This window comes from Nostoc sp., assembly GCF_036919575.1.
GTDB lineage: Bacteria > Cyanobacteriota > Cyanobacteriia > Cyanobacteriales > Nostocaceae > Nostoc.
In genome coordinates, this window is the sequence record NZ_JBALBY010000023.1 from 1 (window position 1) to 24,057 (window position 24,057).

General features: G+C 42.9%; 20 protein-coding genes and 1 pseudogene. 16 read left to right on the top strand and 5 right to left on the bottom strand.

The features are described 5' to 3' along the window. The 6 genes from vnfG to V7K27_RS07430 form a co-directional block, all read left to right on the top strand. Positions 1-901: V-containing nitrogenase subunit delta (vnfG, locus tag V7K27_RS07405; RefSeq protein WP_334945773.1), on the top strand; the 901-nt coding region annotated here is incomplete at its 5' end. A 518-nt stretch (positions 902-1,419) separates the two neighbouring features. Next, positions 1,420-2,805: a V-containing nitrogenase subunit beta gene (gene vnfK / locus V7K27_RS07410; protein WP_334945775.1), complete on the top strand. Its 1,386-nt coding sequence runs from the start codon at positions 1,420-1,422 to the stop codon at positions 2,803-2,805. Positions 2,806-2,912: 107 nt separating this feature from the next. After that, a complete protein-coding gene (locus V7K27_RS07415; protein WP_334945777.1) occupies positions 2,913-4,442 on the top strand; it encodes a nitrogenase component 1 in 1,530 nt (509 codons plus the stop codon). A gap of 291 nt (positions 4,443-4,733) precedes the next feature. Then, entirely contained in the window at positions 4,734-6,077 is a 1,344-nt protein-coding gene (locus tag V7K27_RS07420; protein ID WP_334945779.1) for a nitrogenase component 1, read from the top strand. 155 nt (positions 6,078-6,232) lie between these two features. Next, a complete protein-coding gene (locus V7K27_RS07425) occupies positions 6,233-6,358 on the top strand; it encodes a hypothetical protein (protein ID WP_334945781.1) in 126 nt (41 codons plus the stop codon). A 169-nt stretch (positions 6,359-6,527) separates the two neighbouring features. Next, complete coding sequence (locus V7K27_RS07430) at positions 6,528-6,737, top strand: TOBE domain-containing protein (RefSeq protein ID WP_334945783.1); 210 nt, start codon at positions 6,528-6,530, stop codon at positions 6,735-6,737. Between the two features lie 227 nt (positions 6,738-6,964). Here V7K27_RS07430 and V7K27_RS07435 read toward each other — a convergent pair whose 3' ends face one another. From V7K27_RS07435 to V7K27_RS07450, 4 genes and pseudogenes are all read right to left on the bottom strand, one after another. Then, entirely contained in the window at positions 6,965-7,261 is a 297-nt protein-coding gene (locus V7K27_RS07435) for a DUF7734 family protein (RefSeq protein WP_334945785.1), read from the bottom strand. Between the two features lie 36 nt (positions 7,262-7,297). Then, entirely contained in the window at positions 7,298-7,894 is a 597-nt protein-coding gene (locus V7K27_RS07440) for a DUF3177 family protein (RefSeq protein ID WP_334945787.1), read from the bottom strand. Between the two features lie 285 nt (positions 7,895-8,179). Beyond that, a pseudogene (locus tag V7K27_RS07445) lies at positions 8,180-9,351 on the bottom strand (RNA-guided endonuclease InsQ/TnpB family protein). A 663-nt stretch (positions 9,352-10,014) separates the two neighbouring features. Then, a complete protein-coding gene (locus V7K27_RS07450; protein WP_292769998.1) occupies positions 10,015-10,260 on the bottom strand; it encodes a Calvin cycle protein CP12 in 246 nt (81 codons plus the stop codon). Positions 10,261-10,633: 373 nt separating this feature from the next. Here V7K27_RS07450 and V7K27_RS07455 point away from each other — a divergent pair, with 373 nt between their 5' ends. Both V7K27_RS07455 and kdpA read left to right on the top strand, forming a co-directional pair. Next, the gene (locus V7K27_RS07455) at positions 10,634-11,869 is read left to right on the top strand and encodes an FIST signal transduction protein (protein ID WP_334945789.1); all 1,236 of its coding nucleotides are present in this window, start codon (positions 10,634-10,636) and stop codon (positions 11,867-11,869) included. Positions 11,870-12,511: 642 nt separating this feature from the next. Beyond that, entirely contained in the window at positions 12,512-14,257 is a 1,746-nt protein-coding gene (gene kdpA / locus V7K27_RS07460; RefSeq protein ID WP_334945791.1) for a potassium-transporting ATPase subunit KdpA, read from the top strand. A gap of 53 nt (positions 14,258-14,310) precedes the next feature. Here kdpA and V7K27_RS07465 read toward each other — a convergent pair whose 3' ends face one another. Then, on the bottom strand, positions 14,311-14,583 hold the full coding sequence (locus V7K27_RS07465) for a hypothetical protein (protein WP_334945792.1): 273 nt from the start codon (positions 14,581-14,583) through the stop codon (positions 14,311-14,313). Positions 14,584-14,759: 176 nt separating this feature from the next. Here V7K27_RS07465 and kdpB point away from each other — a divergent pair, with 176 nt between their 5' ends. From kdpB to pabB, 8 genes are all read left to right on the top strand, one after another. After that, positions 14,760-16,907: a potassium-transporting ATPase subunit KdpB gene (gene kdpB / locus V7K27_RS07470; RefSeq protein ID WP_334945794.1), complete on the top strand. Its 2,148-nt coding sequence runs from the start codon at positions 14,760-14,762 to the stop codon at positions 16,905-16,907. A 6-nt stretch (positions 16,908-16,913) separates the two neighbouring features. Continuing rightward, positions 16,914-17,183, top strand: coding sequence for a potassium-transporting ATPase subunit F (locus V7K27_RS07475; protein ID WP_334945796.1), 270 nt, complete (start codon positions 16,914-16,916; stop codon positions 17,181-17,183). Then, entirely contained in the window at positions 17,183-17,821 is a 639-nt protein-coding gene (kdpC, locus tag V7K27_RS07480; RefSeq protein WP_334945798.1) for a K(+)-transporting ATPase subunit C, read from the top strand. Before V7K27_RS07475 ends, kdpC begins: the two co-directional genes overlap by 1 nt. A 699-nt stretch (positions 17,822-18,520) precedes the next feature. Next, entirely contained in the window at positions 18,521-18,856 is a 336-nt protein-coding gene (locus V7K27_RS07485; protein WP_334945800.1) for a TrkA C-terminal domain-containing protein, read from the top strand. Between the two features lie 125 nt (positions 18,857-18,981). Next, positions 18,982-19,380 carry a hypothetical protein gene (locus tag V7K27_RS07490; protein ID WP_334945802.1) on the top strand — a complete coding sequence of 133 codons (399 nt, stop codon included), beginning with the start codon at positions 18,982-18,984 and terminating at the stop codon, positions 19,378-19,380. Positions 19,381-19,559: 179 nt separating this feature from the next. After that, a complete protein-coding gene (locus V7K27_RS07495; protein WP_334945804.1) occupies positions 19,560-19,814 on the top strand; it encodes a DUF7219 family protein in 255 nt (84 codons plus the stop codon). A 58-nt stretch (positions 19,815-19,872) separates the two neighbouring features. Then, positions 19,873-21,333: a hypothetical protein gene (locus V7K27_RS07500; RefSeq protein ID WP_334945806.1), complete on the top strand. Its 1,461-nt coding sequence runs from the start codon at positions 19,873-19,875 to the stop codon at positions 21,331-21,333. A 398-nt stretch (positions 21,334-21,731) separates the two neighbouring features. After that, positions 21,732-23,924 (top strand): aminodeoxychorismate synthase component I, encoded by a 2,193-nt coding sequence (pabB, locus tag V7K27_RS07505; RefSeq protein ID WP_334945808.1) that lies wholly within the window; start codon positions 21,732-21,734, stop codon positions 23,922-23,924. Positions 23,925-24,057 lie beyond the last annotated feature (133 nt).

Genomic DNA, 24,057 nt, shown 5'->3' on the forward strand with positions numbered 1-24,057 from the left:
CTTTGAAGGTGCGGTGAATATGGCGCGGGATATGTACAATGCCATTTATTCCCCTCTGATGAAATTGGCTCAATCTGATATCCGTACTGAGCAAAATCTGCCAAGTACCAATGGTAATGGCAACGGTAAAGCAACCAAAGAGCTATCTGAGGAAGTCGTTTCTTTAATTCAACAGCAAGTTAAGGAAGCCACTTCAGAGGTCAAACAGCTAGTTAAGGAAACCACTTCAGAGGTCAAACAGCTAGTTAAGGAAGTTGCGCCACAGGTTCAACAGCCAGCTAAGGAAACCGTACCACAGTCCAAACAGCCAGCTAAGGAAGCTGCGCCACAGGTTCAACAACTAGCTAAGGAAACCGCACCACAGGTTCAAAAGCCAGCTAAGGAAACTGCGCCACAGGTTCAACCGCAAGCTAAAGAAACTGCGCCACAGGTTCAACAACTAGCTAAGGAAACCGCACCACAGGTTCAAAAGCCAGCTAAGGAAGCTGCGCCACAAGTTCAACCACAAGCTAAGGAAACCGCGCCACAGGTTCAAGTGCAAGCTAAGGAAATCGCCTCATACATTCAAGAGCGAGCTGGGGAAGTCACAAAATTAATTCAAGAACGGTGTTTGTGGCAGTTTCACTCTCGTGCATGGGATCGGGAAGAAAACATCAATGGTGTTCTCAATAAGACCGCCCAAATCTTGACTGGAGAAAAGGTAGTTCTGGAAACCTTGATCGACAGAGGTTTTTATGCAGATGCGAAGATCCTTGCAGCTGACCTGGAAATTAGGTTTGCATGGTTAAATAGCATGGAGAACTCGCAAAAGAAAGCAGTACTGGAAGCTGTTAAGGGAATGCTGGTCGATATTGTAATAACCAAGTCGAAGAATGGTGAGTTGCATTATTCGCTTTATTAAAGCAATTGGATCGGTAATTCAACCAAACGAACGGCGTTGCTCAATTGGAGTATGAATTAGAGTCAAGTCATCCTGTTAGTGTTTGTGCAGAAATTTTCTTACAGGGTAGAGAGCGATGCCTGCGACAAGCTAACGCTAACGCTACGACGGGCTACGCTAAAAACATTCCGTCTGACTACAGAAGCATCTCATCTAGCTTTCAAGATTTTTAGGAAATTCAATTCTAGTTTTCTTCTGTAATCGACGCTATGCGTAGCTTATATCATGTCCGCCAAATTACCCATAATAAAAGAACCCCACCCCCAACCCCTCCCCGCAGGCTCTTAGGGGAGCTAAAGCGCAGCTTTGCCGGGGTGGGGTTGGGGGTATTATGTTTAATTGCCCGGACATCATATTACTTCCTGGTCGCGTAAAGCGGACATCGCTCCACTTTCTTAAGCTCAAAATGACACTTCATATCTTCGTTGAACAACGCCAAACAAAATCACGCAATTTTTTACCACATAGGAGTCAAGAGAATGTCTTTAGTCGTAAAACAGAAAGAACGCAAGGGAATCATCAATCCTATATTTACCTGTCAGCCTGCTGGGGCTGAATATGCTTCCATCGGAATCAAAGATTGTATTCCCCTGGTGCATGGAGGACAGGGATGTAGTATGTTCGTTCGTCTTCTGTTTGCCCAGCATTTGAAGGAAAATTTCGACATTGCTTCTTCTTCACTCCATGAAAATAGCGCTGTTCTTGGAGGACAGCCACGCATTGAGGAAGGCGTAAAAACCTTAGTAGCACGATATCCCGATTTACGGATTATCCCAATTATTACGACTTGTTCAACTGAGACAATTGGGGACGATATCGAAGGAACCATTAACAAGCTCAACGGCTATTTAAAGGAGGCTTATCCCGATCGCAAGGTTATTCTTGTTCCTGTACATACCCCCAGTTACAAAGGCAGTCAAGTTACTGGCTATAATGTCGGCGTACATGCAATCATTTCTACCCTAGCAAAAAAAGGCCAACCAACTGGCAAGTTGAACATCATCACTGGGTGGCTTAACCCTGGAGATGTCACCGAAGTTAAGCGCATCTTAAAAGAGATGGACGTTCCAGGAAACATTTTACTGGATACAGAAACCTTCGATGCGCCCACTATGCCCGATAAGACAAGTTTTGCCTTTGGGAATAGCACCATCGAAGAAATTGCTGATTCTGCCAATGCGTTAGGAACTATTGCCTTATGTAAATATGAAGGCGGTAGCGCAGCCGAATTCTTACAAGAGAAGTTTAAGGTACCTGCAATCATCGGCCCAACACCAATTGGGATCAAAAATACCGACATCTGGCTGCAAAATATCAGCAAATTAACTGGCAAACCAATACCAGAATCTTTAGTCAGAGAACGTGGTAAAGCTATCGATGCGATCGCAGATCTCGCACACATGTTCTTCGCCAACAAAAAGGTAGCTATTTACGGAGATCCCGATTTAGTAATTGGCCTAGCAGAGTTCTGCTTAGAAGTTGAGTTAGAGCCAGTGCTGATGTTGTTGGGAGACGACAACAAAGCCTGCACCAAAGACCCAAGAATTGCTGAGTTGGAGAAGCAAGCAGCTTGTGATATCGAAGTTATCTGGAATGCAGACCTCTGGGAATTGGAGCGCCGCATTACAGATAAATCCCTCGAAATCGACTTGATTCTAGGTCATTCCAAGGGTCGATATATTTCTATCGACAACAAAATTCCGATGGTTCGGGTTGGCTTCCCCAGCTTTGACCGCGCAGGTCTGTGGAAATATCCTGTGATTGGCTATAAAGGAGCAGAATGGCTAGCAGATAACATTGCCAACGCCATGTTTGCAGATATGGAGAACAAGCACGATCGCGAGTGGATCTTAAACGTTTGGTAATAGGCTGAATAAGACACTTGACGATCTGCGAGATCCCCGACTTCTTAAAGAAGTCGGGGATCTAATCACCTACGCTACAAAAGCTATTGAAAGATTGGAGAGCATTCATGACTGCAAGTATAAATCAGAATGTCGTATTTTACGGAAATTTGAGCCAACTGTATCGCTTGGCAAAAGAGGGTAAGATTAAGACCAGTTTACAAGGTAGTCATACCCGCCCCTGCAAATTTTGGACTGCAACGAAGATTTTAAGTGGGATTAAAAATGCGATCGTCATTTCTCATGGGCCGAGTGGCTGTGCCTATGGTGTAAAGCGGGCATACAAACTGACCAATAGCCGCAATAGTGGTTCACCTTATGAACCCGTGGTGACTACAAACATGAGTGAGAAAGCGGTAATTTTTGGAGGCGAAAAAGAATTAAAAGGCGCGATTCGAGAAGTAGATGAAAAATACCATCCTGATGCGATCGTTGTTGCTACTAGTTGTGCATCTGGTATTATTGGTGACTGTGTTGATGACGTAGTAAATAAAGCCCGCAGCGAAATTGATGCTGAGATCATGACGATACATTGTGAAGGATTCGCCGGGGAATATCGCAGTGGATTTGATATCGTATTTCGGCAAATCGTAGACTTTATGGAGCCGCCAACTCCAGAAAGAAAAGCACAACTAGCCGATGCTGTCAATATTGTGGGCGCAAAGATGGGTCCTGAAAGGACAGAAGTTGAAACTGATGTCAAAGAACTGGTGCGATTGATAGAAGCAATGGGTGCAAGAGTTCACAGCGTCATCGCTGGTGATTGTACTTTAGAAGAACTCAAGCAAGCACCGAGTGCAGCAGTCAACTGTACTTTATGTTTGGATCTTGGCTATACCATCGGCAAAGCCATGTCAGACAAGTTTGGTACTCCGCTAAACTCTACCATCCTTCCCTATGGAATCACCGCTACAGAAAAATGGCTCGAAGGGGCTGCAAAATATTTAGGGATGGAAGAACAGGCGGCTGCCCTAATGGAAAGGGAATATGCGGCAATCAAGACTGAATTTGAAGCAGCTAAGAGTTATATAGAAGGGAAATTAGCGATTATCGAAGGACATGATGCTATCAAGTGCTTGTCCCTTGCCCACATGTTGGAGCGTGATTTTGGGATGCGTGCGGTAATCTATAATTTCCATCCCTGGAGTACAGAAGCACGAGAAACCAGTGTAGACTACCTGTTAGAAACGGGGTTAGACCCAGAAATCCTGATTACGAAGGGGACGCTGGCCTTTGGCAAGTACGAGTCCATGAAACAAACGGAAGATGAATTACTGGATTTTATTGGTGGTCTTGATCCAGATTCAGTAGTGTATTTTGGTTCTTCCTTGAGTTTCCCCCATATTCCCGTAGTCGATTTAAATGCCATCTTAAATCGTCCTAGATTTGGCTATCGCGGAGCCTTAAAGGTCGCAAAGTGTATTAAAACAGCACTTCAATATGGCTTTAGACCTCGCAGTTCCTTAACCAAGCAAATGGTGTTCCCTAAAAATTCCGGGTTAGCATCTGCTCAATCACTGACTGGAAAACTAGCCCAAGACCTGCCTGATTGTACCGTATATGCAGAAAAGAAGCGGGGAAAATGTTTTAACGAGTAATAAATGAAATTTTGTCTAACGGACTTCCAACAAATAAATTACCCAATCTTGTGGGGTGGGCATCTTGCCCGCCTTTGTATGATACGGGCTCTCGTGTCGCCCACCCCACAAGAAAAAGCTTAAGCCAAAAATGTCAAGGCGGAAGTCGCTACAAGCTGCGCGAAACACGGAAACGTCAAGGCAGAAGCCGCTACAGGCTGCACAAAACACAGAAACGTCGAGACAGAAGTCGCTACAGACTGCGTGAAACGCGTTTACCATAGTCAAACCTTAGAGAAACAGGAGGGAAAAATGTCTGCTGGACTAACTTTTGATAATTGTGACCATAGTAAAGACCCAATCGTAGGCTGTGCCCTTGAAGGTATTGCAACTACGGTTGCTGGCATTAAAGATGTCAGTATTGTGATTCAGTCTCCACAGGGTTGCGCCTCCACTGTCGCAGCTGGGTATGATGCTCATGAGGTTGATTTCACCAAGCGGAAAGTAGGCTGTACTCGTCTTTTTGAGTCAGATATTGTGATGGGAGCGTCTGAAAAACTCAAAGGGATGATTAAAGAGGCTGATCAATCTTTTGATTCTAGGGTCATGTTTGTCGTTGGGACTTGCGCTGCGGACATAATTGGTGAAGATATTGCGGGATTATGCCATCAACTTCAGCCAGATGTCAAAGCCAAACTCGTTCCTTTACTTGCTGGTGGGTTTCGGGGCAATGCTTATGATGGCTTGGAGATGGGTTTGGAGGCTTTACTTCCTTTTATCAAAAAAAGGCAAACCAAGAGAAGGGGCAGAAAGCCGAGGATTGTAAATATCATTGCGCCACAGGCAAATCTTAATCCTACTTGGTGGGCTGATTTGCAATGGGTAACGCAGATTTTAAAATCTTTAAGGATCAGAGTACAGACGGTCTTCTCTCATAATACTTCATTTGAAGAACTGGAGCAAGCTGGTGAAGCAACCGCCAATATTGTTCTCAGTCATGATGTTGGGTATAAGTTTGCTCGAAAAATGCAACAGATTCATGACATCCCTTTGATCCTTGATGATATACCTTTGCCAGTAGGTGTAAACAACACTACTCGATGGTTGAAGGCATTGGCGGCACATTTCAAAATAGAAGAAAAAGTCGAACCGCTAATTAAACAAGGCGAAGAAATGGTCGTAGATACACTTCGCAAACGAGCATTAATGATTATTCCTCGATATCGTAATTGTAGAATTGCCGTATCTGCGGATGGGACGCTTGGCATTGGACTAGTCAGAATGCTCTTTGAAGAATTGGAGATGATTCCAGAAGTCTTATTATTTCGCTCGGCGATGCCTGATTCTCGTTCAATTCTGGAGCGAGAACTAGATAGTCTTGGTCTTGCTCCCCGCGTGGCATTTTTGGCAGATGGCTATCAGATTAAACAGACCTTAGAGGAGTTTGATGTTGATGCGGTGATTGGCTCGGCATGGGAAAAATACATGGCAGAGGAATTGGGAATAAAAATTGCTTTCGATGTATTTAGCCCCACTAACAGAGAAACCTATGTTGATAAGCCATATTTTGGTTATGAAGGCATGATCAATATGATGGAGGTGATTGCTAACGATTGGGATAGAGCTTTTCGTTCTAAAGAGATTCATTGGACATAGAGAAGTGTTGTGTCAAGAATGTTTTGATGTCCTAATGCGGGGTTATTGAGAAGTATTGTGCAACACGTCTGGAGCAACGGCAGTCGCTACAACATGAAGTAACTGCCGTTAGCATTGCGTTAGCGCCTAGAGCTACAGTCTTAGCCTCAAAAGTCGTGCTGCAATTTCTGGAAGGGTTCGTATGCGATCGCTTTTCTACAAGGGTTGTGAAAACTGGCGATCGCAGTCTCGTGAATTTTAGGGTTTTAATTACCAACAAAGCTGGAAATCAGCAGAGATAACTACATTTTTAGGAAAAATTACCAACTAAATAGGCTGAATTTACTTAGATATATTACTTGATACAATAAATACTAAAAAATAGTGAATTTTATACCTGTAGCCAGAGAATTTAATGTAAATAATTGTTATAATTAATCTGTTAAGAAAAACAAAAGGAAAAATCGTAAAATGCAAGTTAGCGCTCGCAATGCTCTCAAAGGTACAGTTAAAAACATCGTAGTTGGATCTGTAAATACAGAAGTGACATTGGAAATTGCACCGGGAGTAGAGGTAACTTCAATTATTACCAAGTCATCAGCAGAAAGTCTGAAACTTACTGAAGGTAAACAAGTGTATGCCATAGTCAAATCATCAGATGTAATAATTGCCATAGACTAAAGTAATTATTGGCATTCTCTTAAGGGAGGGGCAATCAAACTGCCCCTTTTTAATGTTCTACCGCTCATTTTATGTTACGGCATTAAAATCAAGGTTTTATGGGGAAGCTTCAAAAGCTTAAAACCCAACCCATATAACGAATGCAGCCTATAATATCTTTTGCATACAGGATTAGTTTGGCTCAAATCAACGGCGGAACTAACCCTGAACTCTCACCGACAAATTAGTTAGACTCCTACTTCTGATAATAGAGCTTCCATAGCTGGCCAAGAGAGTCCTTGTTGAATATAACGGGGTACTTCAGGATTGTAAGGACTGGCTACTCGGTCAATGTTGAGGATCTTTGCCCCATCTGGTAGAACTGGTACATCTGCATCAAATGCCGTTGGACGCATCAAAGAACTGGAAAAGCCTTTGAAAATAGCAATTATATCTTGCTCATCGGCAATTTCCACCGTTACAAGTAGGACTTCTTGAGGGCGTTTAGCGGTATATTGTTCCAGTCGCTTGTCAATGGAATTCATTTTTTTAAGAGTAGGGGTACGCTGAGGCAGCGACGGTTACTGTGGTGTGGCAGAGCGTCCCTGCTTGCCCAGCTTAATCAGAACAAAATAGCTTAAGTAAACCACATAAATTACTAAACTAGTTATGCCAAGAAAACCTAAGAACTCAGCCTTGCTATTAGCATGGAAATATTCTTTGAATAGCAATGGAGCCTCGAACCAGACGCGACAATAGGGAGTCTTAAGCACATTGCCAGAAAAAGCACAACCCAAAAAAGGGATAAAAGCTAGTGTACCCAAAATACAATAAACAGTTGTAGCCCAGCGCCAAGAGGTAAAAATAAATTTCAAAGAGCCACTGGTTTGATACTCAATTTCATCGTTGAGATCCACCCAGAACCACAACGAAATCGGGATCAAAATCCGAGCCATCAACCCAGAGATAAAGCTAACCGGATACTGGGCAATCATTAAGTAAATCGTGATTGCCACCAGGCTTGATATTCGCCAGTATATAGTCAATAAGCGTTGTATACTTTCTGCTTTTTGCACAAATGCCCAAATCAGAAGGATTAGCGGAATAATTACCAGGAATAATACTGCCAGTCGGTAATCAATCCAGACGAAAGGGCGAAACCAAATATTATAGTCCATAGTTTTTCTCAAACAATAGATAAAAAAGAATTCAGAAGTCAGGAGCGGAGCTTAGGATTGCTCTGCGGCTTGGCGTCAGAAGAAATCAAGTGGGGTTTTATACCACTACCTGATTGTAGACCGCTTAAACCCTTTTATTCAGGAGTCAATCGGACTCCAATTCATGCTGAATTCTTCTTGATAACAGTTTAATCAAAGCATAAAGCTCAGTGGTTAGCCTCAAGACTGCGCTCTAACTTCTTTCTTTGACATACTCCCTCGTTTAGAAAACGGGGGATTCTGAGGTCAAACAGCAATTGCAGGCACTGCCCGACTTAGATCACCTAACTCAACAGTCGATGCCCCGACTGCTTGAATATTCTTAGCGGCGTTTTCATCACGTCCATTAACTGACTGACAGTGTTGACAACGCCACTCTCTGACTGACAAATCCAAACTTTCTAAAATGTGTCCACAGTTAGAGCAAGTTTTGCTGCTGGGATACCACCTGTCCACAAATACAACCAGTTTGTTTTTCTTCTTGGCAACCCATTCTAGGATTTGTAGAAACTCGCCGAAAGCCAAGTCTGATATTTTTCTGCCCCAAAGACGTTGCATTCCCTTTAGGTTTAGGGTTTCAAAGCACAGGACATCAAACTTCAGGGTTAAGGAATGCGCTAATTTCCAAAACCAATCACGTCTTCGGTTAGAAATATCCTCATGTTTGCGTACTAGGTTCTTTCTTGCTCGTTCCCGATTCCATGAACCTTTTAGTTTTTTAGAGTGATGAATGCTTGCTTTTTTAATAGCGTTAAGGGATTGCTTGAAGAATTGGGGCGATTCAATTCTAGATCCGTCTGAGCAAGTGAGAAACACCTTGAGTCCAAAATCGAATCCCGCTATTTTACTAGGCGTAGAATTGATTTCTAAATCAACAGTATTATCGACAACCACAGCCATAAACAATTCACCTAATGGTGTACGTTTTATAGTTAAGGTTTTAACTGTTCCCTCAATTTCTCTAGACTTATAAAATTGATAAACTCGATTACCAATATGCACTCGGTTGCCACCCAAAAACTTATAACCAGTTTGCTTGAGTGTGAATGACTTGTACTTCCTAACCTTTTTGAACCCTGGTGGTCTAACCCCCTTCTTACAAAGTTCTGCGCCCGGAAACCGGGACGCACAGACTTTGCGCTTTTTATGGTGTTTAAAAAATAATTGATAGGCTTTTTCAATGCGTTGACATATATCTTGTACCGCTTGAGAGCCTACTGATTGCCTATTGGGTTACGCTTTCTCAGTTTGGCAATATGAGACTGAAGTTTTGCACAGCTTAAATGCTTGCCCCACATCCGATAATATCTTTTGTGGAGAGCAATACAATGATTATAAATTACCCCAGAGGCATTAATTATGCCCTTGAGGTATCTATTCCTTTTGTGTTGATAAAGCTTAAACTTCAGTGTTTTCATACACACTATTTTACTATTTTATAGCCGAATAAATTCGGCTTTTCGCTTATATCCCCCAGTTAGAAACACGGGGGCTTTACACATCACGACTCGTAAGCAAGTGGCTCTCCAACTCATCCGATTTCACGAAATTTATACTACAAACAAATTTATAGGGGCGTACATATGTACGCTCCTAAAGCCAATTCACTAAATTTTAACCCTCAGACATTCCTAACTCCAGATATTTAACCAATTTTCTACCCTTTGGGGAAAATTATGAAACAGGGAGTGGCGTAAAAATGCGAAATCTTAGTAAGTGAACTACCACACACCAACCGCTAGGCGGTATGGTGTGGGCTTCCCAGTTCATCGGGAATAGCCAAGAGAACTCAGTAATCCTGTTGGTCTTACATTCCCTCCAAGGGCAGAAGTCCTGGTTCCCAAGACCGAAATTTTTTATCTTGCAACATATCCCTAAAAGCTAATGGTTTTCGCTTACGGCATTGATGGTCAAGATGTTTAATCATACCAAAAAAAAGTTCGTTTTCCCATGTTTTTCCCACCCGCTTTATATCCCGCCACTGATTCTGAGTACATAATTCAGTGGGGGACTTACGGCGTAAAAGGTAAATCCTGGTTGCTTGCTGACCAAAGGAACAGAAAATTCACTTGCCTCAATTTCTAGTCGTCGTAAACCCGGCATTCAATTGCATCTGGGTTGTCATCACAATACTGTTCTAGAGAGTTTTTTGGCTTGCTTTGGCGCTTGTGGGAAGCTTCAGCTTGCAATTCCTCTACTGCATCCCAAGCAGCAGCACACTCTGGTGAGTTGCTACCGTTAATATCACAGACAGTACGCGCTTGTTCCACTTCTTCGTGGATTTTTTCTTGGATGTCGCTCTTTGCTGTTTCTTGGATGTTGGTCATTGCTTTAGTCTCGTTGTGCGTTGTTAATACTAGTATAGAAAAACTTCACAAAAGGTAGTTTTTGGCTTTATTACTAACCATTCTAACCATTTAGCTGATCAAAAGTTAGTGTTTTAGCCTATTGATTTATAACTAACACAGCAAACTGCTGCATCTATGATGCATTTAGCTTTATTTTTTAAGATTTTGTGGAATCAGTACTACAGACAAATAATCATACAATATATTGAGATGCATATATTAGGGAATGACAACCCCAGCTTATTGGGATGCAGGAAACGAAAGGCTGGTGTCAATTCTTGTAAGATGCAATTCTTCCCAAAATAAAAAATCAAAACCTAGTAGCCTAAAAAGAGAAAGAAGCTCAAAACTCATGGCAGACCAAATGCAGTGGGCAAACGCCCTATCAACCCGTCATTCTTTGGAAGCCGCCGTTACAGATGTGGTGGAACGAGCTGTCTCATCGTTAACAGTACCTGCGGATCTAGGACTGGTATTCATTTCGTCTGCTTTTACGAGTGAGTATTCCCGACTGTTACCTTTGTTAGCTGAGAAGCTTTCTGTGCCAGTGCTAATTGGCTGTAGTGGTGGAGGTGTGATTGGGACGACAATTAGCGGAGAAACCCAAGAACTAGAAGCTGAACCAGCTATCAGCTTGACTTTAGCACACCTTCCAGGAGTGAAGATTCAAGTCTTTCATATTCTTGCTGAAGAATTACCTGACTTGGACAGTTCACCAGATGCTTGGCTGGATTTGATCGGTGTGCCATCATCACCGACACCCCAGTTTATCTTGCTGTCTAGTTCTTTCGCCTCTGGAATCAACGATTTGTTGCAGGGGCTGGATTTTGCTTATCCAGGATCGGTGATCGTGGGGGGACAGGCTAGTGGTGGGGGTATGGGTGGTCGTGTTGCCCTTTTTTGTAACGATGCCTGCGGTGAGGAACGCCAAAACCTGTATCGTGAGGGCACTGTTGGTATAGCTTTGACTGGCAATATTGTTTTGGAGACGATTGTCGCCCAAGGATGCCGGCCGATTGGCAAACCATTGCAAGTCACAAAAGCCGATCGCAATATTATTCTGGAGTTAGATGAGAAAGTACCTCTGATGGTGTTGCGAGATTTGATTGCCAGTCTCAGCGAAGAAGAACGGAATTTAGCACAGCATTCTCTGTTTGTTGGTGTGGCAATGGATGAATTTAAGCTGGCTTTACAGCAAGGAGACTTTTTAATTCGGGCTATTCTTGGGGTCGATCCCACTGCTGGGGCGATCGCAATTGGCGATCGCGTCCGTCCGGGTCAAAGGCTGCAATTCCACCTCCGCGATGCCCAAGCCTCTGCCCAAGACCTAGAATTACTCCTCCAGAGTTATCAACACCAACGAGAATCTGAACCCTCTGCCGTAGCTGCCTTGATGTTTGCCTGTCTGGGGCGAGGTGAAAGACTGTATGGTAAACCCAATTTCGATTCTGAACTATTTCAGCGCTACCTGAACGATATTCCTGTAGGCGGCTTTTTCTGTGGCGGTGAAATCGGCCCTGTTGGTGGCAGAACCTTCTTACATGCCTACACTTCAGCATTTGGAATTTGTCGCCAAAATCAGTTATGAATTATGAATTAGACTCCTGACTCCTGACTAACCTTAAAAGGGCGGTTATAAACCGCAACTACACGGGCAAAACCCACCGACCTGGGTTACAAAAAGCTTTATTTTCTCTTAACCCACAGAGGTGTGGCTCTTATTCGTGTAGCCGCGAATCCTATTGCCCTGGCTCTAAGTTGACACCTATGAGCAATGTTCCCTATGAGTGGTCTGTATTCTATAGCGGTTCTCGCTTGGGTGCAGTACAGTTTTGACCTCTCTCCAAATCTCTCTCCTCTTAGGAGAGAGGCTTTGAATCTTACTCCCCAACGCTAGAAGGGAAGGGGCTGTTCTTGTTAGGTCTGTATTCCATGCTATTGAGAACCGCTATAGTTGTTTAGCATTTAGCTGTTGCTCTATATTTGCAGATATATATCGAGATAAACACTCTGAAGATTTGTATATATAGACAAATATATTCCTTGTATAGGCTAGTTTAAATATTAATTTATACCTTGTGTTCTTTCACAAAAAGTTCGATGATTGATTGAGAAAGGACATAGTTATAGGTTAGCTAATAATAATGGCGATATAGTTTTTTCTGATTCATCGCCAAAAAATATCTGATATTCATCTGAAGTTTATTCATGTCGGAGTTCGACTAATCCAATGCTAGAAGGATGGATTCAAATTGCATTAACGCTACTAATTGTAGTAGCGCTTACTCCCTTTTTTGGGCGCTATATGGCGCGTGTCTACCTAGAGCAAAGTACTTTTCTCGACCCAATTTTGAATCCGGTTGAGCGATCGCTTTATTCTTTGGTAGGCGTTCAAACCCAAGAAAATATGACGGGTTGGCAGTATGCGCGAGCAATCCTGTATAGCAACGTAGTCATGGGGTTGCTGATTTTCTTTATCATCGCAAATCAGGGATGGCTACCGCTTAACCCGACCAAGATAGACGCCCCAACCTGGGACACCACACTACACACCACGATTTCCTTCATTACCAATACCAACCAGCAGCACTATTCTGGTGAAACTTACTTGAGCTACGGTAGTCAAATGTTTGGGCTGGGCTACCACATGTTCACCTCTGCTGGAACTGGTTTGGCGGTAGGAATTGCTTTTATTCGGGGATTGACGGGTAGATCGTTGGGTAACTTTTATGTAGACCTAATTCGCTCGATTACCCGAATTTTGCTGCCGATTTGTATTGTGGGCGCGATCGCCTTGATGGCAGCTGGTGTTCCAGAAACACTGGCGGGTGCAGCTGTATTCCCGACCTTGGAAGATCCGAATATCAGTCAGGCGATCGCTCGTGGACCCGTTGCCCATTTTGAAATTATCAAGCAATTAGGGGAAAACGGCGGCGGCTTTTTTGCGATCAACTCGGCGCACCCCTTTGAAAATCCCAGTGGATTTACTAACTTAATTCAGATCGTGGCAATGCTTTCGATTCCCACGTCTCTGATCTATACCTATGGCTTGTTTGCAAATAACCCCAAACAAGCTTGGTTACTCTACGGCATGATCGGTGTAATTTTTGTCGGATTTCTGATTGTCACCGCCATTGGAGAATATAACGGCAATCCGGCTGTAAATACGCTTTTGGGTAGTCAGCAACCCAACCTAGAGGGTAAAGAAGTCCGGTTTGGTTGGGCAGAATCTGTATTATTTGCGGTAAGTACAACCGGAACCATGTGCGGCGCCGTCAACGGTTTCCACGACTCCTTTATGCCCGCCGGTGGTTTTATTTTTCTCTCTAATATGTTCCTGCAAATCATGTGGGGTGGACAGGGTACAGGAACAGCTTACTTGTTTGCCTATAGCATCCTGGCGGTATTCGTCACGGGTCTGATGGTGGGACGCACGCCAGAATTTCTGGGACGCAAGATTGAAAAGCGTGAGGTAGTGCTTGCTAGCTTCCTGATTTTACTGGTTCACCCCATCGCCATTTTGATTCCAGGGGCGATCGCCTTAGCTTTTCCTGACCAACTGGCAGGAATTAGCAATCCCGGCTTTCACGGCTTTTCTCAGGTGATCTACGAATATGCCTCAGCTGCTGCTAATAATGGTTCTGGGTTTGAAGGTTTAGGCGATTCACAACCTTCTCCTTTTGCGATCGCTACAGGCGCCAAAACTACCGCAACCGCCCTCTGGTGGAACCTGAGTACCTGTTTCAGTTTACTTGCAGGACGCTATATACCGATCATCGGTTTGCTGTTGTTAGCAGATAGTATGTCTCGTAAGCAAGCTGTTCCCTACACGACTGGTACATTGCGAACCGATACCGGACTGTTTACAGGCGTCACCGCAGGGGTAATTTTAATCTTGGGCGCACTTACATTTTTCCCAGTATTAGCATTAGGCCCCATCGGTGAAGCCTTTTTTATCGCCAAAGGTATTGGGTAGGAAGTGGGGAGTGCTGAGTTAGGAGTTAGGAGTTAGGAGTTAGGAGTTAGGAGTTAGGAGTGGGGACAAGGAAAATTAGAGACTGATTCATCCACCTCGGAACTAGATTCATCTACCTCGGAACTAGATTCATCTACCTCGGAACTCCGTTCATCTACTTCGGAACTCCGTTCATCCACTTCGGAACTCCGTTCATCCACTTCGGAACTCGGTTTATCGACCTCGGAACTCCGTTCATCCACTTCGGAACTCGGTTTATCTACTTCGGAACTCGGTTTATCGACTTCGGAACTCCGTTCATCGACTTCGGAACTCCGTTCATCCACTTCGGAACTCGGTTTATCGACTTCGGAACTCCATTCATCGACTTCGGAACTCCATTCATCGACTTCGGAACTCGGTTTATCGACTTCGGAACTCCATTCATCGACTTCGGAACTCCATTCATTGACTTCGGAACTCCGTTTATCGACCTCAAAGACTCATGCCCAAAATTTAATATATGCCAACTACTACTGATACTGATTCTCGTTCGCCCCGGATTCCATCTGGTACTCGTGATTCGCGCAAGCATACGCCCAAAGCGGATTTGCGGGGACTTTACCAGAGAGCAATTCGTGAGTCATTTCTCAAGCTCGATCCTCGAATTACCGTCAGAAACCCAGTAATGTTTGTTGTTTGGGTGGGGACGATTGTCACCTTGATTGTCACCCTTGACCCGAACTTTTTCGGTACAATCCAGGCAGATGTTAACCAACAACGCCTGTTAAACGGGTTGATTACCTTCATTCTCTTTTTCACACTCGTTTTTGCTAACTTTGCCGAAGCCGTAGCTGAAGGACGCGGTAAAGCACAGGCTGATTCACTAAGATCGACGCGATCGGATACGATCGCTAACAAAATCCTCCCTGATGGTTCTGTAGTACAAGTCAGTTCCACAGAACTGCGGCGGGGCGATTTGGTGAAAGTGATTGCAAATAATATGATTCCCTCTGATGGGGATGTAATTCAAGGCATTGGCTCAGTGGATGAGTCTGCCATTACTGGGGAATCTGCCCCTGTACTCAAGCAACCAGGTACAGATATTGCCAGTTCGGTGACAGGAGGTACGCGCCTACTCTCAGACGAGTTGACAATTCGCATTAGTGCTGATCCTGGTCAAGGCTTTATCGATCGCATGATTGCCCTGGTAGAAGGCGCACAACGCACCAAGACTCCCAACGAAATTGCCTTAACGGTATTGTTGGCAGTGTTAACACAGGTATTCCTGATTGTAGTGTCAACAATCCCTCCCTTCGTTGGCTACATTGCCAGCTTTGTCAGTACGGCGTTTGGGGTTGAGTCGGGAAACAGTTTGCGTGCGGGTGCTAGCGTTGCGATTCTGATCTCGCTACTGGTAGCTTTGATTCCCACAACTATTGGTGGTTTACTCAGTGCGATCGGCATCGCTGGCATGGACAGGGTTGCCCAATTTAATGTGATCGCTACCTCTGGTCGAGCAGTAGAAGCCTGTGGCGACATCAACACCCTAGTGCTGGATAAGACAGGGACGATCACCTTGGGAAACCGCATGGCTGATGAGTTTATTCCCCTGAATAATCACTCAATAAAAGACGTGGCGCAAATCTCCCTAGCTGCTAGCTTGTTTGACGAGACGCCAGAAGGCAAGTCAATTGTAGTTTTAGCAGAAAAGTCCCAAGCGGCGGTAGATTTTAATATCGACAAAGCCGAAGGTGTGGAGTTTTCCGCAAAAACCCGGATGAGCGGCACAAATCTACCCAATGGCAAACAAATTCGTAAAGGAGCAGTGGATGCCATTAAAGGGTTTGTCCGTTCCCGTGGCGGTCAGGTTCCTGATGATACAGACGCAGCTTATGAGCGCGTTTCCCGGTTAGGCGGTACGCCCTTAGCTGTTTGCCAAGATGCCGAGATTTATGGTGTGATTTACCTCAAAGATATTGTCAAACCTGGACTGCGGGAACGATTTGACCAACTCCGCCGCATGGGTGTTCGCACCGTCATGCTCACAGGTGACAACCGGATTACCGCTTCGGTAATTGCCGAAGAAGCTGGGGTTGATGATTTTATTGCCGAAGCGACTCCAGAAGACAAAATTGAGGTGATTCGCGCCGAACAATCTCAGGGTAAACTGGTGGCAATGACGGGGGATGGTACCAACGATGCACCTGCCCTAGCTCAAGCAAACGTGGGTGTGGCGATGAATTCTGGGACGCAAGCCGCCAAAGAAGCTGCTAATATGGTGGACTTAGATTCTGACCCCACCAAGCTAATTGACCTAGTAACCATCGGTAAACAGTTGTTGATTACTCGTGGAGCATTGACAACATTCTCGATCGCTAACGATATTGCCAAGTATTTTGCGATCATTCCCACGATCTTTGCAGCTGCTGGAATCGGCGCACTTAATATTATGAGATTAAAGAGTGCCGAATCTGCGATCGTCTCGGCGCTGATTTACAACGCCTTGATTATTCCGGCATTAATTCCGCTAGCACTTAAAGGGGTAAAGTTCTTGCCTTTAACCGCAGATCAACTCCTACGTCGCAACATCTTGATTTATGGCCTTGGTGGCATCATTGCTCCCTTCATTGCCATCAAACTGATAGATATTATCTTACCTTTGTCTTAATTTACTATGAAATCCGTTCAGATTCGACGCACTATCGCTGCATCCCAAGTATTAGAAGAAATAACTGAAATCTGGTGTCAATGGCGCAGACAAAAGCTGCCACTGTATTTGTTCCTGGCGATGTGTTTCAACCTAGTGGTTGCACCTCTGGTTTATGGCGCTACTGGTGAGCAACTTTCCCGCAGTCAATCTTGGGGATTGGGACTATTAGGAATAGTGACGCTAGGGCTTTCCATCTATTTATTTTTTGTGATGTTTGTACCGGAGAAATTCTAATGAGTTTTGCACGCGAAGCTAGCAGAGCTGTTCGTTCTACCTTAGTACTTTGGGTAATCGGCGCAATTATTTATCCTTTTGCGATGATTGCCATTGGACAGCTTGTGTTTCCGTTTCAAGCAAACGGTAGTCTACTGAAAAATAGTGCCGGACAAGTTGTCGGTTCTGCCTTAATTGGTCAACCTTTTACTAGCGATCGCTATTTTAACAGTCGTCCCAGCACCACCAGCTACAGCACAGCCGATCCCAAAAAGGACGATGGGGGAGTTTTGAAAACTGGGGTTTCTGGTGCTAGTAACTTGGCTCCCAGTAATCCCGCATTACTGGAACGCATCAAAGGTAAAGATGACCCCGACCCCACCAAAAAAATTGAAGGTGACTTAAATCGTCTGAAAAAAGCAGGTGTGCAGCCGACTGGCGATTTAGTCTACACCTCTGGTTCTAGCCTTGACCCCCATATTACCCCCGAAGCTGCGATCGCGCAAATTGCACGCGTGGCTAAGGCGCGAGGATTTCAGCCGAACCAACTGGAAACCTTGATTGCTCAAAACACCGATGGTCGCTTTCTCGGCATCTTTGGTGAGCCTGGGGTTAATGTGTTAAAGCTGAATTTAGCTCTCGATCAGATTAAGGCTTAACAATTCAAAATTCCAAATTAAAATCGAAAGGCTTAGATTCCCGACTTATTTAATAAGTCGGGAATCTTGTTCTTCACCAATGATTAAGTAGGGCTATAGCAATCCCAATACGTTTCGGATAAGACTCGATCCCCCCAACCCCCTTTTTAAGGCAGGGCTGATTCATTCCATTTCAAACAGGATTTGTCAAGATGGTTAGCAAGAAAATTGTAAGTAAGCGTGACGAAGAGATGAACATTTAAGCACTGAAATATCAGTAAAATAGTTGGTTTCATCGGCACGTTGGTAACAAAATAACTAATTTTTAATCGCTAGAACCCTTGATTTTTAAAGCTCTTTGGGGAATGAATCAGCCCTGCCTTTTTAAGGGGGGCTAAGAATGGCTCTATTTCCCCCTTTTTAAGGGGGAGTAAGGGGGATCATTAAGGACTGTGTACCTTAACCGAACCGTATTGATAACAATCCTATCGAAAGGCTCAGATCCCCGACTTCTTCGAGAAGTCGGGGATCTAACTTTTCACGAATGATTTAGGATTCCTATATATCAAAGCTATATCTCTAAATATATACCTATTTATCTAATAAATAAACATATACTTTATTTTTTTAATACATTTTATATATCTTGAAAATATATCTCAGAAAAAATATTTTCACTGTAAAATATTGCACAATACTATTAGAGTTAAAAAAAGATTTGTGTTAAAAAACAAAAAAGCTTTAGAACCAAGCCTGTTTGGTGTTTTAATCCAAGCTAATAGCGTTTACTGTGGAATTCATTTAACTGAAATTCAGTTACCCGATCAATGTGTTTTTCTAGGAATATTACGAGAAATTCAAGTCATTCCAGCAACAGATAATCCCGCAATTTTTGCTGGAGACTACATCTTAGCGATCGCAACCCATCCCATGATGGTTCCCGCTCTCAAAGTCACTCTCAAGAAAATTCATTCTGTTTACTACTCCCTCAACTATTGCTTGCTGGAAGCTCGACCAACAGCCAGCCAATCTGTTGATTCAGAGGTAAATAACTAGTTTCAATTCCACATATTATTAGACAGATGAACATTTACTTATCTCTGATCGTGCTATCTTCTGAAGATGTTTAATTGTAGATGAATTTTACTGAATCGGAGTTCGACTAACTAAAGGTTTTTAATATGCATATTTCGGAGCTTTTCCGACTTGATGTATCCGCCCAAAAAAGTGTTCATCAGTCCACCCTGATTGAAGTTAACTTAGCTAAGGCAACACATAATGATCCAAAACCACATGAGGGAGATATTCCCTTTGTAGCAGTATTTTTGGCTCACATTTCCTTCATGATTGTTTGGGGTATCGTCGTTTTTCTTGTTTCATATGCCTGCAAAGCAATAGAAGATCCTCCAGAAAATGCGGCACAAGATAAAGACGAAATTGTAAGCATCAAACATTTACAGCAACATCCCTGTAAAAGCTGCCAATTTTTTAACAATAACCATTATCTAAAGTGTGCAGTACACCCTGTCATTGCTCTAACTCAACAAGCACTCAATTGCTCTGACTATATGCCTAAATAGGTGAATTTCTCAGCGATCGCTTTATGCAAATCTCACCAAAGCTTCAAAAAACAACGAAATCCCAGGTCGCAATTCTGTTACTCTCTGCGAAACAGTATTACCAAATGGAATGATATCAGGTCGCTGCAATCAGCCAAATAATAACTAAAAAAATCAAGCTTTTCATCAGGAACAAATTAATGGCACAGTCCAATTATGAAGAGAAAAATAGCTTTTTATACCCTCGGAGTAGCTACTACGGTCAAGTTAAGCCAAAGAACTTAGTATTTAATGCCAATCTCCAAGAATTTACTCAAAGAATTAGCTATATCACTAATTTAGAAACTGGTGGAAAAATATCTTCCGAAGAAGCTTTCAGCCAAATTGAGGCATTATGGAAACAGTTGGAACGTAGTAAAAATAAGCTAGAAATTGGTAGCGATCTATCAGTTTAATTTAGTTGACTAATCCTGATGAAAGCGCAACAACACCAATGCATTCTGAACATATTTTATGAAACAAAAAGAGACGATATTTGTTATTCCGACTCATCGATTGAGAGATGTAGCACAGACCATCGAAAAATATGATGAGAATTTCTGGGCAAATGGTCATGCTTTAAAAATTATCGTCTTTGATGATTCCAGTATTGCTAACCATGAGAAATATTACCCGATTTTAGAACAGACTAAGACAGTCAATGACGTGTTTTATGTCGGACCCCAACAGAAAGAGGAATTTATTACATTTTTAAATGAAAGACTGCGCGATCGCAAGCTAGAATCATTAGTCAAAAACTTATTTAGACCTAGTTATGGAGGAAATCGCAACTTCACGCTGATGTATACCCTTGGTCATTTAATGGTTAGTGCAGATGACGATATGCGACCAGATGCATTAATTGAAACTAGTCCAGAATCTTTAACAGGCGATGAAATATGTCGAGGTAAATTAATCAAGTCCAATCAACAAGGCGGCTACATCCATAAATCTTTTGACTTACTCACAGCTTTTGCTGATGTTCTAGGTCAAAAAGCCAGCCATGTACCGGAAAACTACGAGGCTGGAGAATTGGTTGTTGATACAGCAATGGATTTAGAAACCAATACAACTAAGGGTTACTTTCGGGAAAACAGCCTTTTATTACAAGAGGGGAGAGTATTGAATAATGCGATCGTCAAAATTGCCCAGACTTTTCGCACAGGAACTAATGATATCGATACACTTGATTTTATTCAGATGTACCTCAATGATGAAAACCAAATAAGTCCAAATGACCTAAATGATTTTTATATTCTCACCAATTTTAGACCTGTTATTACTAACAAAAACTGGAGAATGGATTGTGGAGTCGCTGGATATGATAACCAGCTAGGTTTACCACCATTTTTTCCAACTCGGCTGAGGTTTGAAGATTATATCTACAGGATTTGGATACAGCAAGAGGGGATTGTGGCTGCACACGTTGATGCTGTCCAAAACCACATTAGAAATAACTATATGCGTAATCCTCTCGCTAGTGAACTCTTTAATGAAGAAATATGTAGCCTGCTGAAAAAGAAGATTAAAAGCAGTGTTTATCATCTTGATGATCTGGGAATCAAGTTTGATTACTCTGGCGAGGTGACGTTGCTAGACTCTGAAGAAATCTTAGAAAAAATCTCTGCTATCCACAGCCAGGTAGTCAAAGCCTCAATGTCTACCCAGAATGAAGAACGTAAGCAGTCTCTGCAATTTTTTGCTGAGAACTTATCGAGAGCATTTTATGGGTTTGAACCCGACTTTTTTCAGCAAAACGTTTCCAGAATTATCGATGATGTTATTAGCCAATTTCACGGTTCTCTAGAAATATGGCCAACTCTAGTGGAAATCTGTTATTTTTACAAAGATAAAAAGGATTTACCACAAATCAGGGTCAAGAATAAGAAGGTCAAGTCCAGAAATGGTACAAAATCGAGCGAAATTATCGTATAAACGCGACCTTTGGCAAACAAGCTATCTGCAAGACTTTACGATTCTTCATCCGGGAAAATTTTCTTAGACATATAGCAATTCTATTTAATTCAGATCCCCGACTTCTTCGAGAAGTCGGGGATCTTGTTTCTTGCGAATGATTCAGGATTGCTATAGCATACATTAAAGAAGTCGGAAGTCGGAAGTACAGTTGCAAAAAAATTGTAGGTTGGGTGGAGGCTTTGCGTAACCCAACATCCTGATAATCAGTTGGGTTGCGCTCCGCTCCACCCAACCTACCTCTACTGCAAAAAGGTTCTATAGGAATCATATTTGATTTCTGAAAAAATCTCGGTAGTCTTGTAGTGCATTTCAAAAATCAAATACTAGTCCTATATGTAGTAGTTAATTTAGTATGTATGCAAACATTAATTATTGATAATTATGACTCTTATACCTTTAATCTTTATCAGATGATTGCCGAAGTAAATGGGGAACTGCCTCTGGTAATTCGTAACGATCAGCTTAACTGGGATGAATTGAAAAAAATTGCATTTGACAACATTGTGATTTCACCTGGCCCCGGTCGTCCAGAAAGGTCAGAAGATTTTGGAGTCTGCCGACAGATAATTGAGAATGTGAATGTGCCTTTGCTGGGAGTTTGTCTGGGACATCAAGGACTTGGCTATCTACATGGTGGAAGAGTGATTCATGCACCGGAAGTTCGACACGGTAGACTCAGTAAAATTTATCATAATAATTCCAAATTATTCCAAGGCATTCCCAGTCAGTTTTCTGTGGTGCGCTATCACTCCTTGATAGTTGCTGATGAATTACCTGAGTGCTTAGAAAAAATTGCTTGGACTGAGGAAGGACTGGTGATGGGATTGCGTCATCGGTATTTACCTTTTTGGGGTGTGCAGTTTCACCCAGAGTCTATCTGTACAGAATATGGACAAACATTGTTAGAAAACTTTAGAGATATCACGCTGCAATTTATAGATAAATCGTCAAGAAGTTTAGAAAAGCAGTATTTTGGATATGAATTTATTGTTCCTCCTATCAATGAAACTTGCCAAAAACAGGAAGATAAGTTTGAACTTTATAGCCGCAAACTGGATATTTGCCCGAACACAGAACAAATATTTGTCCATTTATTTCGTCAAGCACCAAATGCCTTTTGGTTAGACAGTAGCCGTGTGGAACCCGGTTTATCTCGCTTCTCGTTTATGGGCGATGGAAACGGGGAAAATAGCCTTTTGGTACGCTACCATACGCAAACGCAAGAATTGACGATCGCACAGTCAGATCGTGTTACCCATCGCCGCGAAAGTATTTTCGAGTATCTCAAACGAGAAATTGACCTCCGAAGTTGCCAAGCTGATGATTTACCGTTTGATTTTAACTGTGGATTTGTTGGCTATTTTGGCTATGAACTCAAGGCAGAGTCTGGCTCGTCATTGGTGCATTCTTCGCCATTACCTGATGCAATTTTCTTATTTGCCGATCGCATGATTGCCATCGATCACCAAGAACAGTGTATTTATTTGCTGCAATTAATCAAAAAAGGACAAACACAACAGTTAGAAACTTGGTTTGATACTATCGAACAACAACTCGAAACTCTGACTCCTCTGACTCCTCTTGTACCTCAAGGAAATAGTCAGCCAGTCAAGTTTTGTTTAAGTCGTACTTACCAGACTTATATTAATGATATTCACCATTGCTTAGACGAAATCTATGAAGGGGAAACCTATCAAGTTTGCCTCACAAATCAGCTTTATACTGATATAACCCCCGATCCATTGACGTTCTACCGCAGATTACGTCGGCTCAATCCTGCCCCCTATGCGGCATTTTTGCGCTTTGGTGAGATTGCGATCGCCTGCTCATCTCCAGAGCGATTTCTGCGGATTGATCAGCAGGGTTGGGTAGAAACTAAGCCGATTAAGGGAACCCTGAGACGCGGAAAACTCCCTGAAGAAGATTTTATCCTCAAAGAACAGCTACGCAATAGCGAAAAAGACAGGGCTGAGAATCTGATGATTGTCGATCTATTACGCAATGATTTGGGACGAGTTTGTGAAGTCGGTAGCATTCACGTACCGAAGTTAATGGATGTAGAAACCTATGCAACAGTGCATCAATTGGTGACAACAGTACGCGGGCATTTGCGACCAGATTTAACAGCAATAGATTGCGTGCGGGCTTCATTTCCCGGAGGCTCGATGACAGGTGCGCCCAAACTCAGAACTATGCAAATTATCGATCGCCTGGAACAAGAAGCGCGAGGAGTGTATTCAGGAGCGATCGGCTTTTTGGGATTGAATGGTTCAGCCGATTTAAATATTGTGATTCGCACTGCTATTCTGACTCCTAATCAAACTTCTATTGGTATTGGTGGCGGAATTGTGGCGCTTTCCGAGCCGGAGATAGAGTTTCAAGAAACGCTGCTGAAAGCGGAAGCCTTAATTCATGCGATCGTTCTCACAATGCACGGAAGATTTGAGCCAGATATGTATGATATTGTAGGAGTAAAATCAAAGACTACCGATAGTTGTAAACCTATTGCAAAAATACTTGAACCGCCAGTGACTCAAGTCACTGGCTAATAGCAAAAGTCCGTTTCAACGGACTAAAATTACTGTCATTAGTCGGTTTAAACCGACTTGAGCTATTAGCCCTAAAATTTATTTTCGGGCGCTTTTTCTGCTATATCTCTACAAGAGTTCTGGATAACACATA